This window comes from Lentilactobacillus senioris DSM 24302 = JCM 17472 (genome assembly GCF_001436555.1).
GTDB lineage: Bacteria > Bacillota > Bacilli > Lactobacillales > Lactobacillaceae > Lentilactobacillus > Lentilactobacillus senioris.
On sequence record NZ_AYZR01000008.1, the window covers coordinates 18,900 to 35,351 of the forward strand.

Here is a 16,452-nt window from a genome sequence, read left to right on the forward strand (position 1 = left end):
TATGTTAAGTATCATACTAGTTATTATCATTGCTTTTTTAGCCGGTATGGAAGGTGTCTTGGATCAATGGCAATTTCACCAACCAATCGTTGCTTGTACTCTAGTCGGAATTGCAACCGGTAACATTGCAGCTGGTGTAGCCCTTGGTGGCTCTCTTCAATTGATTACTTTGGGCTGGATGAACATCGGTGCCGCAATTGCTCCGGATGCTGCTCTTGCATCAGTAGTTTCTGCTTGGTTAGTTTGTGGCCCTTCAGGACTTTCAGTTCATGATGGGATTGCCATCGCTATTCCATTAGCCGTTGCTGGACAATTATTAACTATCTTAGTTCGGACCATCGTTGTTGGTTTGGTACATGGGGCTGATAAGGCTGCTGAAGATGGTAATGTTCGTCAAATGGAAGCCATTCATTTAACTGCTCTTAGCTTGCAAGGATTGAGAATTGCTTTACCAACTGCCGTAGTTATGTTGGCTAGTGCTTCTACTGTTCAATCTGTTATGAAGGCTATTCCTGAAGTTATTACCAATGGTTTAAACATTGGTGGTGGGATGATCGTTGCCGTTGGTTATGCCATGGTTATTAACATGATGGCTACTAACGAATTATGGCCATGGTTCTTTATCGGTTTTGCCCTTGCCGCAGTTGATAAATTGAACTTGATTGCAATGGGGATCATGGGTGTTTGTTTCGCCCTTATCTACATGCAATTAACACCAAAATACAACTCAAACAACTCAGGTAGCTCAGAAGATGCCGGTGATTCCCTTGAGGATGAACTTGACCGCGAGCTAGAAGACTTATAGGAGGGCGAAAAAATGGCTGATAATCCAACAACAGACAATCAAAAATTAAAATTAACCCATGGTGACCTAGTAAGTACTTTCTGGCGTGCTGGTTTTGAACAAGCATCATGGAACTACGAACGAATGCAGAACTTAGGGTTTGAATATATTATGGCTCCAGCGATTAAGCGTCTTTACCCTAATAAAGATGATCGAATTGCTGCCATGAAACGACACATGGAATTCTTTAACACCCATCCTTATATGCAACCAGCCATTACTGGGGTTGTATTAGCGATGGAAGAACAACGAGCTAATGGTGCTGACATTGATGATGCTGCTATCACCAGTGTGAAGGTCGGAATGATGGGACCTTTAGCCGGTGTTGGTGATCCGGTATGGTGGGGGACTGTTCGTCCAGTATTAGGTTCTTTTGCTGCTAGTTTAGCTCTTAGTGGCTCTGGTTTGTTAGGACCAATCATCTTCTTTGTAGTTTGGAACTTGCTACGGTTAATTTTCTTCTGGCAAACCCAACAATTGGGTTACCGTCAAGGAACTAACATCACTTCTAGTTTAGGTGGTGGGTTACTTCAAAAAGTAACTGAAGGCGCATCAATTTTAGGGATGTTCATCATGGGGGTTCTGGTTCCTAGATGGACTAACATGAACTTCCCAATGGTTATTTCTAAAATTACCACTGACGGTAAAACTAAAGTTACTACCTTACAAGATGTCTTTGACCAAATTCTTCCTGGCTTAATGCCATTACTTCTAACTTTTGGATGTATTTGGCTTCTTCGGAAAAAGGTTAATGCTATTTGGATTATTTTAGGATTATTCGTTGTCGGTATTCTTGGCTACTGGTCAGGAATCTTAGGACTTTAATATTAAGAAAAGTTTGGTAATTCCACCGGGAATGCCAAACTTTTTAATTTACTGAGGTAAGGAGAAAATCCATGTTACCACGCTCTCATAAGCCATTGAATGAAATTAACATTCTAACTGTGGATGCACGCTATATGCAGGACCAGATGAATGGACTGCAAGGGACTGTTACGTTAGGAAACAATGGAATTGAATTTGAACGCCAATTTAAGAATGGGTTTATTCAAATACCATATAATCAAATTGAACAGGTCCAGGTTCAAATTGCTTTTGGTAAGTTTTATCGAGGATTCTATTTGATTACTAAGGACGGTAAGAAAATCAATATTTTAACTCGGAAAACTAAGCAAGTAATTCACGTTTTTAACCGAAAATTAGAAAACGGCCAAATAGTTCGTTATCGTCGTAATCAAAAGTAATAAAAAAGGACCGCAGGTAAATTCCTGCGGTCCTTTTTTATTTGATTTTAATAGCCAACGCCAGTTGCTGGTTGTTGGGCAGTAGTGTAACCAGCTGTTCCTGTTTGGTCTGAGTAGCCAGTGGTGTAAGTAGCACTAGATCCGGAATCAACAGCTGTTTTTTGATCAGTGGTTAATTCTGAAGCTTTAGATAATTCTAGTACAGATCGGAGTTTATTTGTGACTTTGAGTAACTCGTCATCCGAAACTACTTGGTAAGCCAAGTTGTCGATCATAGCATCTTGCCCTTGTAGGGTTTGAGACTTAATGTGATGAGTTGCGTCACCGTATTTAGCTCTAATAGCGATCATATCATCAAAGGTAAGGTCACTCTTAAAGTTGCCGTTCAATGATGACAAAATATTCTTGTAACGAGTTAGAGAAGAGATATTAATCATCTTCATCACTAACGCTTGAATAACTTGCTTTTGGCGTTTTTGTCTACCGTAGTCACCCTTAGGATCATCGTCACGCATTCTGGAATAGTCTAAGGCTTGCTTACCGTTTAAGGTTACTTTTTGACCCTTAGTGACGTTAGCGTGACCATATTGGAAGGTGAGTGGTGGAGTAACTGATACTCCTCCAACTGCATCGACCATTGTTTTTAATCCACCCATGTTGATGATGGCGTAAAAATCAATTGGGACGTTCAATAGATTTTGAACGGTTTTAACAGCTGTTCCGGCTCCCCCGATTGTATATGCCGCATTAATTTTTTCGTATGGCATAGAATCACCTGGAACAACAACCTTAGTATCTCGAGCAATACTAGTTAAATAAACGGTTTCTTTTTTTGGATTGATACTTGCCAAGATCATGGTATCAGTTCTACCAGTATCGTGTCGGCCTAAAGCACCGGTATCGGTCCCTAACAACAAAATGTTAAGGGGCTTACCAGATTTAATAACTGACGAAACGTTTCGTGATTTTTGGATATTAGTTGAATCGTAGGTTTGCTTAAAGGTCTTTTTGGCGTTTTTGTAGGCGCCGTAGCCCCAAATTAAACCGGACCCAATTACAATTAATAAGATGGCAAAAATACTCCAGCCAATCATCCGACGTTTCTTTTGGTTCTTTTGCTTATAGTGTGGCTTATTTTCAGCTCTCCGGGAGTAAACCGGATCGAAATCTTTTTTGTTATTATCAGATGGCATAATCTATCCTCGTTTACAAAATTATAAGAGAATTATATTGCATAATTCCCAATCATTTATTACTTGTAGTCCTTTTTTAAGCATTCTTTAACATTCTAACATAGTCTAAGTGGCAGCCAAACAATTTTTACTTTGTGATACAATAATCAACGTATTACTTATGGAAAAATAATTAATTTATGAGGAGTAAAGTTGTCGTGAAAAAAACTTTTATTTACATAGCTATCTCTACGTTAATGTTTAGTTCCATGGAAATTGTTTTGAAAACCGTCACTGGTCTTTACAATCCCATCCAATTAAATTTAATTCGGTTTTTGATTGGAGGGTTAGTTTTACTACCGTTAGCCCGACACGACTTAAAAGTTAATGGGCAAAAACTATCCTTGTTTGATTACTCAATGTTTGCATTAACCGGTTTTTTGTGTGTGGTGGTTAGTATGACGCTATATCAATTAGCCATTATTTATGATTCACCCGCTACCGTAGCAGTACTGTTTAGCTGTAACCCAGTATTTGCGTTGATGTTTGCCTTTTTGCTCTTACATGAGCGATTAGACCGGGCTGAAGTGTTATCGTTGTTAATTACCATTGTTGGCTTGGTAGTGATTGTTAATCCGGCTAATTTAACTAATCCAATTGGGACTTCACTAGGAATTTTATCTGCTTTGACTTTTGGTTTTTACAGTATCATTTCTCGGTGGGCAGCTTTAAAGGATGACCTAGGAGGAATTCCAATGACTGCGTATACGTTTATTGCTGGAGCTATTGAACTCTTTATTTTGGTATCCATTAGTCATATTCACGGAGTAAGTGCTTGGCTAAATCAATCTAGTTGGTTAAAGAGTTTTAGTAATATTCCAGTTTTAACTAACATTACACCTAATCATTTTTTGGTATTGTTCTTTATAAGTGTCTGTGTAACTGGTGGTGGTTTTGCGTTTTACTTTTTAGCAATGCAGCGAGGCGGCGTAGCCATGGCTTCGTTAGTATTTTTCATTAAACCAGCTCTTGCACCAATTTTGGCGATGATTTTAATTCATGAACGATTGACTACTAATATGGTGATTGGAATTATCGTTATTATTCTAGGATCCGTGGTTTCCTTTATCGATAATCAACGGCAGCAAGTTGTATCTTAAATTAGTGCCAATGAAGTTCTTTTTTGCTACAATATTCACTAAGTAGAAATGAGAGTAAAGAGGAAACTATCATGACATCGTTAATTGTTACTAGACATGGCGAAAGTCAAGCCAATCGAGACAATATTTTTACCGGTTGGAGTGATGTAGATCTGACTTCTAAAGGGTATCTACAGGCACAACAAGCAGGACGGTTAATTAAGAATACTGGATTAAATTTTACCGCTGTTCATACCTCAATGTTAAAACGGGCAATTATTACCGCTAATATTATTTTGGCAGAAATTGATCAGCTTTGGATACCGGAATATAAATCTTGGCGGTTAAATGAACGACATTACGGGGCACTTCGGGGGCAAAATAAACAATTGGTAGCTCAAGAAGTGGGAGCAGCTCAAGTTAAAATTTGGCGACGAAGCTTTGAAACTGTGCCACCGTTGTTAGCCACTCCGGATTATGATAAGCGGTATGCAAAACTAGGAGTAACAATTCCACGTGGCGAAAGTCTGCAGATGGCTCAAAAACGGTTATTACCTTACTGGCAAGATCAGATTGCTCCGCGCCTGTTAGATGGTCAAAATCAATTAATTGTGGCTCATGGTAGTACTATGCGGGCCTTGATTAAGTACCTAGAAAATATATCGGATGAAGAAATTAGTTTAGTAGAAGTCCCTAATGGAGAACCGATTAGATACGATTTTGATGAGCATTTAAACATTATTAAAAAAACTTTTTTGCAGTAAATAACTATCCCGTAAGGCTTTTCATGAAAAAGAAAAACAAAAGGGTTGTATTTTTAAATGGCTGTGATAACATAGTCCTTAAATAAAATCCGTTGACGAGGACCAGTAGTAAATGAACGATTATTCAGAGAGCAAGTGGTTGGTGTGAACTTGTTAATCGTCTTTACGAAGACATCTTATCAGGAGATGGGGTATTCACGTACTTCATCCGCTCTTAGATGAAAAAGGGCGATATCTTTTGAGTATCTATCAAGGTGGTACCGCTCGCGAGCCCTTGTACACTATTAAGTGTGCAAGGGCTCTTTTTGTATATCAATACATAAAAGAGCTCAGACGGAGTACCAACTATATTAACGTTTAGGAAGGGATGTAAATTTTATGGTTGAAAGAACTACTTATGCGGGACTTGTAAATGAAAGTTACCTAAATCAAAAGGTAACACTCTTCGGTTGGGTTGATCGCCGTCGTGATTTAGGAAAATTAATCTTTATTGATTTGCGTGATAGAGAGGGCATCGTTCAACTGGCCTTTAACGAAGACCGCTCTAAAGAAGCATTTAGTATTGCTAAAGAAGTAAGAAATGAATATGTTATTAAGGTTGTCGGTGAAGTTGTCAAACGAGCTGAAGGACAAGAAAACCACGACATTAAAAGCGGAAACGTCGAAGTTAACGTTGAAGAAGCAACGATTTTAAATACTAGTGAACCACTACCATTTGAAATTCGTGATGACGCTGACGTTAACGAAGATTTATTATTAAAATATCGTTACCTTGAATTACGTCGACCAAGCATGCAACGGGGCCTTCGTCTTAGAAGCACCATTACGCGAGCCGTTCGTGAATTTTACGATAACAATGGTTTCTTAGATATTGAAACTCCTGATTTAGCTAAATCAACTCCAGAAGGTGCTCGGGATTACTTGGTACCTAGTCGGGTATCTAAGGGTCATTTCTATGCATTGCCTCAATCACCACAACAATACAAGCAATTGTTGATGGGTGGGGGATTTGACCGTTACTACCAAATCGCTCGTTGTTTCCGTGATGAAGATTTGCGTGGTGACCGGCAACCAGAATTTACCCAAATCGACGTTGAAACTACTTTCTTAAGCCAACATGATATTATGGACTTAACTGAAGGTATGTTGAAGAACGTAATGAAAAAAGCCTTAAATAAGGATATTGAAACTCCATTCCCACGAATCAGCTGGCAAGAATCAATGGACCGTTTTGGTACTGATCAACCAGATGCTCGGTTCGCAATGGAAATTCAAGATGTTACTGAAATCATTAAGGGCGCTAACATTGCTGCTCCAGCCTTTGAAGATTCAGAACACGAAATCTTGGCTCGGGCCATCGTGGCTGAAGGGGCTGCTGATAAATATTCTCGTAAGGATATTGAAGCTAAGGAACAATACCTTGAACGCTATGGTGTTAAACGCTTAGTATGGGCTAAAGTCGAAGCTGATGGCTTCAGCGGTTCATCTGCTAAATTGCTTACCCCGGTTTACAAAGAATTGACTGACCGGTTAGAAGCTAAAGAAGGCGACATTATCTTCATGGTATTTGATCGTTTCAAAGTAGTTTCCGACTCATTAGGGTCACTTCGGGTTAACTTGGCTAATGAACTTAACATGATTCCAGAAGACGTTTACAAGTTCCTCTGGGTAATCGATTGGCCATTGTTTGAATACGATGAAGGTGATCAACGCTGGGTTGCAGCTCACCATCCATTTACCGCACCAAACGAAGGTGACGAACATTACTTGGACGAAGGAGAAGATCCTCATAAAGCCCACGCTCAAAGTTATGACATTATCTTAAATGGTCTTGAACTTGGTGGTGGTTCTATCCGTATTCATAACGCTGAGTTACAAGAAAAGATGTTCCGAGCTCTTGGCTTTACTAAGGAAAGTGCTTACGAACAATTTGGCTACTTCATCAACGCTTTGAAGTTTGGTTTCCCACCTCATGGTGGTATCGCTCTTGGCTTAGACCGTTTTGCACGTCTCTTAGCCGGTGCAGATAACATTCGTGAAGTGATTGCTTTCCCTAAGAATTCTAAAGCAATTGAACCAATGACTCAGGCTCCTGCTGAAGTTAGTGAAGAACAATTAAAAGAATTGGGAATTAAGCTAGATTTAGATCCTGAAATTAATGAATAGTTATATTCATTACAATTTAATCGATATAAATATGAAAGGTCCTATGGTGAATAGGGCCTTTTTTTGTGTATTTAATTATTAAAACCTTTCTATAGATAACGTACATGTTATGAAAATGCTTAACTCGCTTTTACCCTTGTAATAACTGACACAAACAGGTAAAATAATGGTCGGAAAGTGGATACGATTACAACAAGTCCCGCAATCTTGTTTTTATTGTTCTTTCAGTTTCCGAGAGATAATTTTGGCCAATTTTATTTCGCATGTTTCAGAAATTATATATATTAAAAGGAGTATTTTCTCATGGCAGATACAGCACTTGATAAATTTGAATCAATTGATGGCTCCAAATTAGGTGAACTTTCTCACCTATCTAACTTTGAAGTTACGGCAGATTTTCGCAAGATCGCCCCAGATAACTTGAACGGCAACGAACCAATCGATGTTGGTCGTGGTAACCCTAACTGGATTAACACTACTGCTCGTTTGGCTCAAGGTCGGATGGTTGAATTTGGTATCAAGGATTCAGAACGGACTTTCACCAAAGACAACGGCGCAATGGCTGGTTACATTGAAATGGACGGGATTGAAGATCGTTTTAAAGAATTCATGAACCCAGAAAATCCTGCTGACCAACTTCTTTTGAATACTGTTAAATACGCTACTGACGAACTTGGTATTAATGGTGATGAAATGGTTCACGAAATGGCCGACGGAGCTATTGGTAACCATTACCCAGTTCCTTCACGTTCATTGGTTAATGTTGAAAAGATTCTTAACAAGTATCTTGAAAAGGCATTATACCGTGGCGCTGAACTAGCTAATGAAACTGAATTGTTCCCAACTGAAGGTGGGGCCGCATCAATGGTTTACATCTTCAACGAAATGAAACTTTCACATATCTTGGAACCAGGTGATAAGGTTGCCATCAACACACCAATCTTTACTCCATACTTGGAAATTCCTATTTTAAAGGAATACAACTTGGAAATTGTTCCTTTGCTTTCTAGCGAAGACAACGATTGGCAAATGACTGATGAACAATTGGATCAATTGAAAGATCCTAGCATCAAGGCATTCTTCGATGTTAACCCTACTAACCCTGCTGCTCGTGCATTTAGTAATCACGCTCTTGACAAGATCAAAGAAGTTGTTGAAGCAAATCCTAAGTTAACTATCGTTACTGATGATGTTTATGGTACTTTTGCTGAAGGCTTTAAGACTATTTACTCAGTTGTTCCTCACAACACTTTATTAGTTTACTCATTCTCTAAACTATTCGGTGTAACTGGACACCGTCTTGGTCTTACTGCTGCCCACAAGGATAATGTCTTTGATCAAATTATTGCTGAAAAGACAGCTGCAAATCCTGAAATCAAGGCCGAATTCGAAGACCGTTACTCTAAAGTTGTTACTGATCCATTGCACATGAAGTTCATCGACCGGATGGTTGCTGACAGTCGTGCAATTGGTTTGTATCACGTTGCTGGTTTGTCAACTCCACAACAAATCATGATGGAATTGTTAGCCGCTAACAACTTGACTGTTGGTGATGACACTTATCTTGATGCTTCTCGTGAAGTAGTTGGCGAACGTTACAATGCCTTCTGGAATGGTTTAGGCGTAGACGCTGATGAATCTGAAGGTAACACTAAGTACTACACACTTATTAACATTCCTACTTTGATGGAAAAATCATATAACAAGGACTTTAGTGATTGGTACGTTAAGAATTATAACTACCTTGACTTCTCTTACCGTTTGGTACGTGAATTCGGTGCAGTAATTATGGACGCTTCATCATTTGGTGCTAACGAAGGTTATGTTCGGATTTCATTAGCTAACATGCCAACTGAAAGTTACGCTAAGATTGCTGAATATATGAAAGAACTTTTGGCTCAGTACTACGCTGAATACCAAAAAAATAATAAATAATAATAGTAAGAGTGGTCTTTAATTATGAGTGGAATTGGTCAATTTTTTGTTGCTAATCCAGTTATTTCAATCTTCATTTGTTTGGGACTGGGTTACATTTTAGGACGGGTTAAGTTTGGCTCGTTCACTTTAGGTGCTACTGTTGGTGTCCTAGTTGTATCATTGATCTTTGGTCAAATTGGGGTATTTACTCGAGACACTGTCTTAGGTGATATCTTCTTTGACTTCTTCATGTTTGCAATTGGGTATCGAGTTGGACCTACTTTCGTTTCAAGTATGAAACGTTTTGGGATGAAGATTATTATTTCAAGTTTCTTGTTCTTAATCTTCGCCTTCTTAACTGCCTGGGCTTGCTTCAAGATCTTTAACGTTGGCCCTGGTGTTGCCGCTGGTACAATTGCCGGTGCTTTGACTCAATCAGCCGTTATTGGTAGTTCTTTGGAAACTATCCAAAAATTACCTATTTCTGGTTCCTTAAAAGCATTGTACAGTTCTCAAATTCCAATTGTTTACGCGTTGACTTACGTATTTGGTACTATCGGGGTTCTTATCTTCTTGCGGGACCTTGCACCAAAGATGTTACACATCAACGTTAAGGATCAAGCTACTAAAGTTGCTCGTGAAATGAACTTTACTGCAGCTGTTCCTAGTATGACTCGGATCCGGACTTATGATGTTGTGGATAATTCAACTTTTGTTGGTAAGACCCTTGCTGATATTATGAACAGCTTGGATGCAACTAAGGTTCAATTATTAGGTGCCGTTCGTAACGGTAGTGATTTGAAAGATAGTGATGCTTTGCAAGCTAACGACGTTGTTACCTTTGCAGGTTACGCTAACGATCTTTCAGATACTGTTACTGGTACTGGTTTGCATGAAGTAATTAATGATGACACTAAGAAATTTAGTGAAAAATTCTTTATCTTGGGTAAAAACTTTACTAAAGATGGTATCGTTGCCCTTGAAAAGAAGGGAATCTTCGTTAACTTAATGGATCCTGCAGAAGGTAACATGCGTACTTTAGATGACCTTCATGCTGGTAGCCCAATTGGGTTAACTGGTGATTTTGCTGCAGTTAAATCAGAACTTAGTTCATTAGGTAAGTGGAAAGCTTCTGCTAGCGCTATTAACTACGCTATGTTCTGTTTAGGTATTGCAGCCAGTGCTGCTTTAGGTGTTGTTGGTACCAAGGTCGGTGGTGTTCCATTGGCTCTTGGTGGTGGTACAGGTAGTGTGATTGTTGGTTTGATCTTGAGTATTTGGCAAGATAAGAATCAATACATTGACTCTATTCCTGACAATATCATGGAATTCTTCCAAAGCTTTGGTTTGAACATCTTTATCGTTACGGTTGGTTTGTCAGCTGCACGGACTTTCGTTTCAGCCTTCAAGTCACTTGGAATTTCCGTTTTCTTAATTGGTGCAATTATTTCAATCCTTCCACATATCATTACTTTGTATATTGATAAGTGGGTATTGAAGATGGAACCTGTTGCTTTAATTGGTTCATTAACCGGTGCGGATACACTTTCTGCTGGTTTGAATGCCATTACTGAAGCATCTGGTCCAGAAGGTGGCCCTTACTTCGCTGCTACTGTTGCTCCAGCTTATGTTATTGGTAACATTTTCTTAACGTTAATGGGACCTATCTTCTTAGTATTACTTGCCTAATAGCATTTAATAATAAGCAAAAAGCCTTAAATTCGATTAATTTCGAATTTAAGGCTTTTTTTGTGGAAATGATTATTTTAAGCTAAGGCTCCCATTGGGTCCCAAGGAGCTAATTCAATCGGTTCTTGTTCTTGGGCTGCTTGTATTTCAGCAGGCATAAAGTTTTTGTTTACCACGATTTGATAAACAAATTGATCCATCCAGTCATCACTCATTACAAAGTAACCTTTATTACCAACTTTTTTACCCCAACTATTTTCAACTTTCCATTTAGTTGGTTTGTCGTCTACTAGATCTACCCCGGTAATGACCATTGCGTGAGTCATTAGACTTTCGCCGTAATCTAAGCGAGCTCCCTTAGAAAGGGAAAGATCAGTATCAAATAATTCATCTGGAGCGTAGAGTGAGGTATCCATAATTCCTTTTTGGGAGTTAGAACTTTGACCAACGTCACTTCCAAACCATACAGATTCACCACGTTTTAATTGTTCGATAGCAAGTTGCTTCAAATCGTTCATTTCTAAGTTCAAATGTTTAACTTGGCGGCCACCGACCACGTTACCTAACATTTCTACAGTATAAGTTTTCATGAAAGGCTTATCAGCAGTAGGGGAGTTGATTAGAGAAACGTAATTATTTAAATCTATATCAATATATTTTTTGAAGAATGCTCGTGGATTAAGATCGCGGTCAATATGATATTGTTTATCTTTGTCTCGATATTCGAAATCAAATTTTTGAGTAGGTTCACCCAAAGTATAGGCAAGCATGCGATAAATATCATTTAACATTTTTTCTTTAGTAGAAAGTAATTTTGCGTTACTAGCATTGTTAGCTACTAATTCTCGTAAAACTGCGGCGTTATGACGGAGTTTAAGGTTGAGAAATTTGTTCAATTGAGCTGATTTTTCACTACTAAAAGTTTCCGGCATAGCAGATTTAGGGACGATACCATACTTTTCAATTAAAGCACATAGCATATCCCACTGCCCACCATCTTGTTGGGGAGTGGCCATCAACCAAGCTACCTTTCGAGAATCTAGAGGCTCGTTGGCGGTTTTAATAACGTTATCTAAAAAGAAATTAGACTTTTCAAATTTATCCCAAAAGTTGATGTAGTTTTGAGAAAGTTCGAAATCATCGTTCATCTTAAAATTAGTCATTAATTTATGCCGCATCGTGTTTAGCGCTGCAAACATCCAGCAACGACCACTTTGCTTTTGGTCTGCTACGTCTCCGGTGGCTAAGTCGATTGAAAAAACAGGATTCATGGCTACTTCTGAAGCGAAATCGGAACTGGTGGCTAAAATTCCTTGATGGGTAACTGATCGTTCAATTACTTTAGCCTCTTTTTTAGTGTCTAGATTATTTTGAAACTGATTAATTTGATCAAAACTGATACCAGCTGACAAAAAAATCCCTCCTTAAAATTTAATGAGTATATTGTACTCTGATTAAGACAAATAAAAAAGGGAGCTGACCAAAGACAAATACTGTCTTTGAAACAGTCCCATTAATCAATTATTAATTATGGACGAGCATTTAAAACTTCTGGTCCGTCGTCGTGACCAACGATCACAATGTTAACTAGATCTAAGAATAAGCCGTGCTCAACAACCCCGGTCATACTATCTAAATCTTTAGCTAAGGCATGAGGATCATCAATATGACCTAAATGTAAATCAATTACGTAGTTCTTGGAGTCGGTCAAAACGTGTTCTGAACCATTCATCCGGAACTCTGGATTGTATCCTCGATCAGCTAGGCGCTTCAAAAGTTGGGTGCTACCATAAGGAATAACTTCTAATGGTAGTGGAAAAGAACCTAATTCATCTGCCATTTTACTTTCATCAACAATCCACATGTTTTTACGGGAGTTAATAGCTACGATCTTTTCCCAGAGATGGGCAGCTCCGCCACCCTTAATTCCTTGGAAGTTTTTATCAATTTGGTCAGCACCATCGATGGTCAAATCAATATGATCAACTTCATCAACGTCCTTAATGGTGATGCCTAATCCCCGTGCTTGTTCAGCAGTCCGTTCTGAAGTAGGAACACCAACGATTGATAATCCTTCTTCTTGAACACGCTTACCTAAAGCATCAACTAGGTATTTAACGGTTGAACCAGTTCCTAATCCAACTACGGTATTGTTTTCAACGTATTTAGCGGCTTCTTGACCGACCAATTGCTTTAATTCGTTTTGATTCATGGGGTACCTCCTGCTGTTTATCGTTTAAGGTTTTACTAACGTCCATTTTGCAGGTTTTGTTAAGTTTTGTCAATTGATGTTAAAAAGTTGGTCTTTAGTTTATAATTAGAACGGTAAACGAAAGGATGATTTGATGATTCGAGGCTTTGAAGTAGTTTCTAAATACCAAGATCAAGCAATTAATTTACCTAAACGAGCCACTAAGCAGGCGGCTGGTTATGACTTTGAAAGTTCAGTGGATATGGTGTTGCCATCTATTTGGCGGTTTCCATTTTTAAAAGCTTTATCAACAATCAAAAGTACCAAGGAATTAAGTGCTCAAGAAATTAATGATGCTAATGCAACTTTAAAACCGTATTTAATTCCAACGGGGATTAAAGCATTTATGCAACCTAATGAAGTGTTAATCATTGCCAATCGTTCCAGTAACCCACTTAAACGTGGCTTAGTGGTACCAAATGGAATTGGTGTGATTGATGCTGATTACTACAATAACGATGCTAATGAAGGCGAAATCTTTATTCAAATGGTGAATTTAGGGATTACCGATATGAAAATCAAAAAAGGTGATCGAATTGGTCAGGGGATTTTTATGCCTTATTTAACCACCGATAACGATAATGATGATTTAAAACAAACCCGTTCTGGAGGCTTCGGTTCTTCCGGAAAATAATTAACGACACTAGAGGAGGATTTTAGTGGCAAAATCAAAAACACAATTTGTCTGTCAAAACTGCGGTTACATTTCGCCGCGATACTTGGGACGCTGCCCAAACTGTGGCGAGTGGAATACTTTAGTAGAAGAAGTGGTCACCCAAACCAAGGCTAATACGGCTACTGGTCTTCGTCGAACGGGTACTAGTAGTGTGCAGCCTGAATTGCTAGGGGAAGTTAAATTTGAAAATGAACCTCGCATCCAGACCGATTTAGAAGAACTTAACCGTGTGTTAGGTGGCGGAGTAGTCCCAGGATCCTTAGTTCTAATTGGTGGAGATCCTGGGATTGGTAAATCCACTTTATTATTACAAGTATCTAGTCAATTAAGCCGGCAAGGCAAGATCTTATATGTTTCTGGAGAAGAGAGCGCTAATCAGATAAAAATGCGAGCGGATCGCTTAAACGTGAATAGCGATCAGCTTTATATCTACCCCCAAACCAATATGGATGAAATTCGGGCTACGATTAATGAATTAAAGCCCGATGCAGTGGTAATTGATTCCGTTCAAACTATGCAAGAACCCGAAGTGCAATCAGCTACTGGTTCAGTGGCCCAGGTCAGAGAAGTGACGGCTGATTTAATGAAAATCGCTAAAGGCCAAGGAATCACTGTTTTTGTGGTGGGACATGTAACTAAAGGCGGGGCAATTGCCGGACCGAAAATTTTAGAACACATGGTGGATACCGTTTTATACTTTGAAGGAGATCTTAATCATTCTTACCGTATTTTACGGGCAGTTAAAAACCGGTTTGGTTCTACCAATGAATTAGGTGTATTTGAAATGCGAGAAGGTGGTTTAGCTGAGGTGACTAATCCATCTGAAATTTTCCTAGAAGAACGGTTAAAGGATGCTACTGGTTCTGCTATTGTGGTATCTATGGAAGGGACTCGCCCCATTTTAGTTGAAATTCAAGCGTTAATTACCGCGTCAGTATTTGGAAATGCCCAACGAACCGCTTCAGGATTGGACCGGAACCGTGTTTCTTTGATTATGGCGGTGTTAGAAAAACGAGCCGGGTTAATGCTGCAAAACCAGGATGCTTATTTAAAGGCAGCTGGGGGAGTTAAGCTTAACGAACCGGCTATTGATTTAGCTATGGCAATTAGTATTGCTTCGTCGTACAAAGACCGGGGAACTAACCCTAGTGAATGTTATGTGGGAGAATTGGGATTAACCGGTGAAATTCGCCGGGTGACTAGAATTGAAGAACGGGTGGCAGAAGCTGCCAAATTAGGATTTAATAGAATTATGGTGCCAGCTAATAATTTGCAAGGGTGGACACCTCCAAAAAACATTGAAGTCATTGGAGTTTCCACTTTGTCTCAAGCACTTAAATTAGCGTTAGGTTAAATGATAAAGGAGGTGAAATGATGAGACGCAAGGGAGTTGTTAGATTAATTTTTACAATTGCTGGAGCAGCAATCGGGGCGAGTTACTTTCCCATTTTTTGGATGGTATTGCAACTTAGCTATGGTACCTTGTTCAACAACATGTTTACCAATGCCATTTTAGGAGCCATTATCTTTTATATTATTTCGTTGTTGCTGGACAAACAAGTGCTAAAGGTAGTAGATCAATTAGAGACGTCGTTAGCTAAACAAAATCCAATCTCGTTGTTATTTGGAACTTTGGGAATGATCGTAGGACTAGTGGTGGCCATTTTAATTTCTACTGTCTTTTTCCGGGCTCACACGTTCTTCTTGAATACTTTAGTACCAGCGATTTTGATGCTAGTATTGGGCTACGTGGGATTGCGGTTAGGTTCCACGCAAAGTGGCCGGTTTAAGCGAGTATTTCAATCCCGTAAAAAAACCGAAATGGATTCTGAGTTAGACGAAAAGATTATCGATAAACCAATTGATGAAAATTACCACCACTACAAAATCTTAGATACCAATATTTTAATTGATGGGCGAATCTACGATATTGTTAAAACCGGTTTCTTAGAAGGAACTTTGTTAATTCCTAACTTCGTTCTTTATGAACTACAATACATTGCCGATTCCAGCGATAGTGTTAAGCGAGTTAGGGGCCGGCGAGGATTGGATATTTTGAATAAATTACAAAGTGAAAAATTAATGCCGGTTGAAACCTACGAAGGTGACTATGATGACATTGATGAAGTTGATAGTAAATTAATTCAATTAGCTAAAGATGTTAATGGAGTAATTGTTACTAACGACTACAACTTAAACAAGGTAATTCAGTTCCAAAATGTCCAGGTTTTCAACATTAATGCGTTGGCTAATGCTCTACGACAAAAGATTGTCCCGGGCCAAAAACTAAACGTAATGGTCGTGAAAAACGGAACGGAACGACAACAAGGGGTAGCTTATCTAGACGACGGCACCATGGTAGTGGTTGAAGATGGCCGTTATTTCTTGAATCAACATATTGATGTAGTCGTAACCAGCGCTATTCAGACTGACGCTGGGAAGATGATTTTTGCGAAACCAGAACATTCTACTAAGGGTATTGGTGACACTAAGGATCCTAAAGGTAAAGAAAACACCCATAATTCCAAGAGAAACGGGAAGTAAACCGTTCAGCCCCTTTATTTTTGGGGCGGAGCATTGTACACTAAAA

14 protein-coding genes are annotated in these 16,452 nt (G+C 39.0%); 11 read left to right on the forward strand and 3 right to left on the reverse strand.

What is annotated here, in order from left to right:
* Nucleotide 1: 1 nt before the first annotated feature.
* The 3 genes from FC56_RS03295 to FC56_RS03305 all read left to right on the forward strand — a co-directional run bounded on the left by FC56_RS03295 (nucleotide 2) and on the right by FC56_RS03305 (nucleotide 2,088).
* A complete protein-coding gene (locus FC56_RS03295; protein ID WP_056978044.1) occupies nucleotides 2–805 on the forward strand; it encodes a PTS mannose/fructose/sorbose transporter subunit IIC in 804 nt (267 codons plus the stop codon).
* Nucleotides 806–817: 12 nt separating this feature from the next.
* Nucleotides 818–1,669, forward strand: a complete 852-nt coding sequence (locus tag FC56_RS03300) for a PTS system mannose/fructose/sorbose family transporter subunit IID (RefSeq protein WP_056978045.1) — start codon at nucleotides 818–820, stop codon at nucleotides 1,667–1,669.
* A gap of 71 nt (nucleotides 1,670–1,740) precedes the next feature.
* Nucleotides 1,741–2,088: a DUF956 family protein gene (locus tag FC56_RS03305; RefSeq protein WP_054669514.1), complete on the forward strand. Its 348-nt coding sequence runs from the start codon at nucleotides 1,741–1,743 to the stop codon at nucleotides 2,086–2,088.
* Nucleotides 2,089–2,135: 47 nt separating this feature from the next.
* On the opposite strand, the gene FC56_RS03310 is transcribed toward FC56_RS03305, so the two are convergent.
* Complete coding sequence (locus FC56_RS03310; RefSeq protein WP_056978046.1) at nucleotides 2,136–3,281, reverse strand: LCP family glycopolymer transferase; 1,146 nt, start codon at nucleotides 3,279–3,281, stop codon at nucleotides 2,136–2,138.
* A gap of 197 nt (nucleotides 3,282–3,478) precedes the next feature.
* Between FC56_RS03310 and FC56_RS03315 the strand changes: the two genes are divergently transcribed.
* The 5 genes from FC56_RS03315 (at nucleotide 3,479) to FC56_RS03335 (ending at nucleotide 10,935) form a co-directional block, all read left to right on the forward strand.
* The gene (locus FC56_RS03315) at nucleotides 3,479–4,420 is read left to right on the forward strand and encodes a DMT family transporter (RefSeq protein ID WP_056978047.1); all 942 of its coding nucleotides are present in this window, start codon (nucleotides 3,479–3,481) and stop codon (nucleotides 4,418–4,420) included.
* A gap of 71 nt (nucleotides 4,421–4,491) precedes the next feature.
* Nucleotides 4,492–5,163: a 2,3-bisphosphoglycerate-dependent phosphoglycerate mutase gene (locus FC56_RS03320; RefSeq protein WP_056978048.1), complete on the forward strand. Its 672-nt coding sequence runs from the start codon at nucleotides 4,492–4,494 to the stop codon at nucleotides 5,161–5,163.
* A gap of 378 nt (nucleotides 5,164–5,541) precedes the next feature.
* Nucleotides 5,542–7,329 (forward strand): aspartate--tRNA ligase, encoded by a 1,788-nt coding sequence (gene aspS, locus FC56_RS03325; RefSeq protein WP_056978049.1) that lies wholly within the window; start codon nucleotides 5,542–5,544, stop codon nucleotides 7,327–7,329.
* A gap of 303 nt (nucleotides 7,330–7,632) precedes the next feature.
* On the forward strand, nucleotides 7,633–9,264 hold the full coding sequence (locus tag FC56_RS03330; RefSeq protein WP_056978050.1) for a bifunctional aspartate transaminase/aspartate 4-decarboxylase: 1,632 nt from the start codon (nucleotides 7,633–7,635) through the stop codon (nucleotides 9,262–9,264).
* A 24-nt stretch (nucleotides 9,265–9,288) separates the two neighbouring features.
* On the forward strand, nucleotides 9,289–10,935 hold the full coding sequence (locus FC56_RS03335; RefSeq protein ID WP_056978051.1) for an aspartate-alanine antiporter-like transporter: 1,647 nt from the start codon (nucleotides 9,289–9,291) through the stop codon (nucleotides 10,933–10,935).
* Between the two features lie 77 nt (nucleotides 10,936–11,012).
* On the opposite strand, the gene FC56_RS03340 is transcribed toward FC56_RS03335, so the two are convergent.
* Both FC56_RS03340 and rpiA read right to left on the reverse strand, forming a co-directional pair.
* Nucleotides 11,013–12,347 (reverse strand): C1 family peptidase, encoded by a 1,335-nt coding sequence (locus FC56_RS03340; RefSeq protein ID WP_056978052.1) that lies wholly within the window; start codon nucleotides 12,345–12,347, stop codon nucleotides 11,013–11,015.
* Between the two features lie 116 nt (nucleotides 12,348–12,463).
* A complete protein-coding gene (gene rpiA, locus FC56_RS03345) occupies nucleotides 12,464–13,147 on the reverse strand; it encodes a ribose-5-phosphate isomerase RpiA (RefSeq protein WP_056978053.1) in 684 nt (227 codons plus the stop codon).
* Nucleotides 13,148–13,280: 133 nt separating this feature from the next.
* Here rpiA and FC56_RS03350 point away from each other — a divergent pair, with 133 nt between their 5' ends.
* Genes FC56_RS03350 through FC56_RS03360 form a run of 3 tightly spaced genes read left to right on the forward strand, consistent with a single transcriptional unit; the run spans nucleotide 13,281 to nucleotide 16,406 of the window.
* Entirely contained in the window at nucleotides 13,281–13,820 is a 540-nt protein-coding gene (locus tag FC56_RS03350) for a dCTP deaminase/dUTPase family protein (RefSeq protein WP_056978054.1), read from the forward strand.
* A 25-nt stretch (nucleotides 13,821–13,845) separates the two neighbouring features.
* Complete coding sequence (radA, locus tag FC56_RS03355; protein ID WP_056978055.1) at nucleotides 13,846–15,216, forward strand: DNA repair protein RadA; 1,371 nt, start codon at nucleotides 13,846–13,848, stop codon at nucleotides 15,214–15,216.
* A gap of 17 nt (nucleotides 15,217–15,233) precedes the next feature.
* Nucleotides 15,234–16,406: a PIN/TRAM domain-containing protein gene (locus FC56_RS03360; RefSeq protein ID WP_056978056.1), complete on the forward strand. Its 1,173-nt coding sequence runs from the start codon at nucleotides 15,234–15,236 to the stop codon at nucleotides 16,404–16,406.
* The last annotated feature ends 46 nt before the right edge of the window (nucleotides 16,407–16,452 follow it).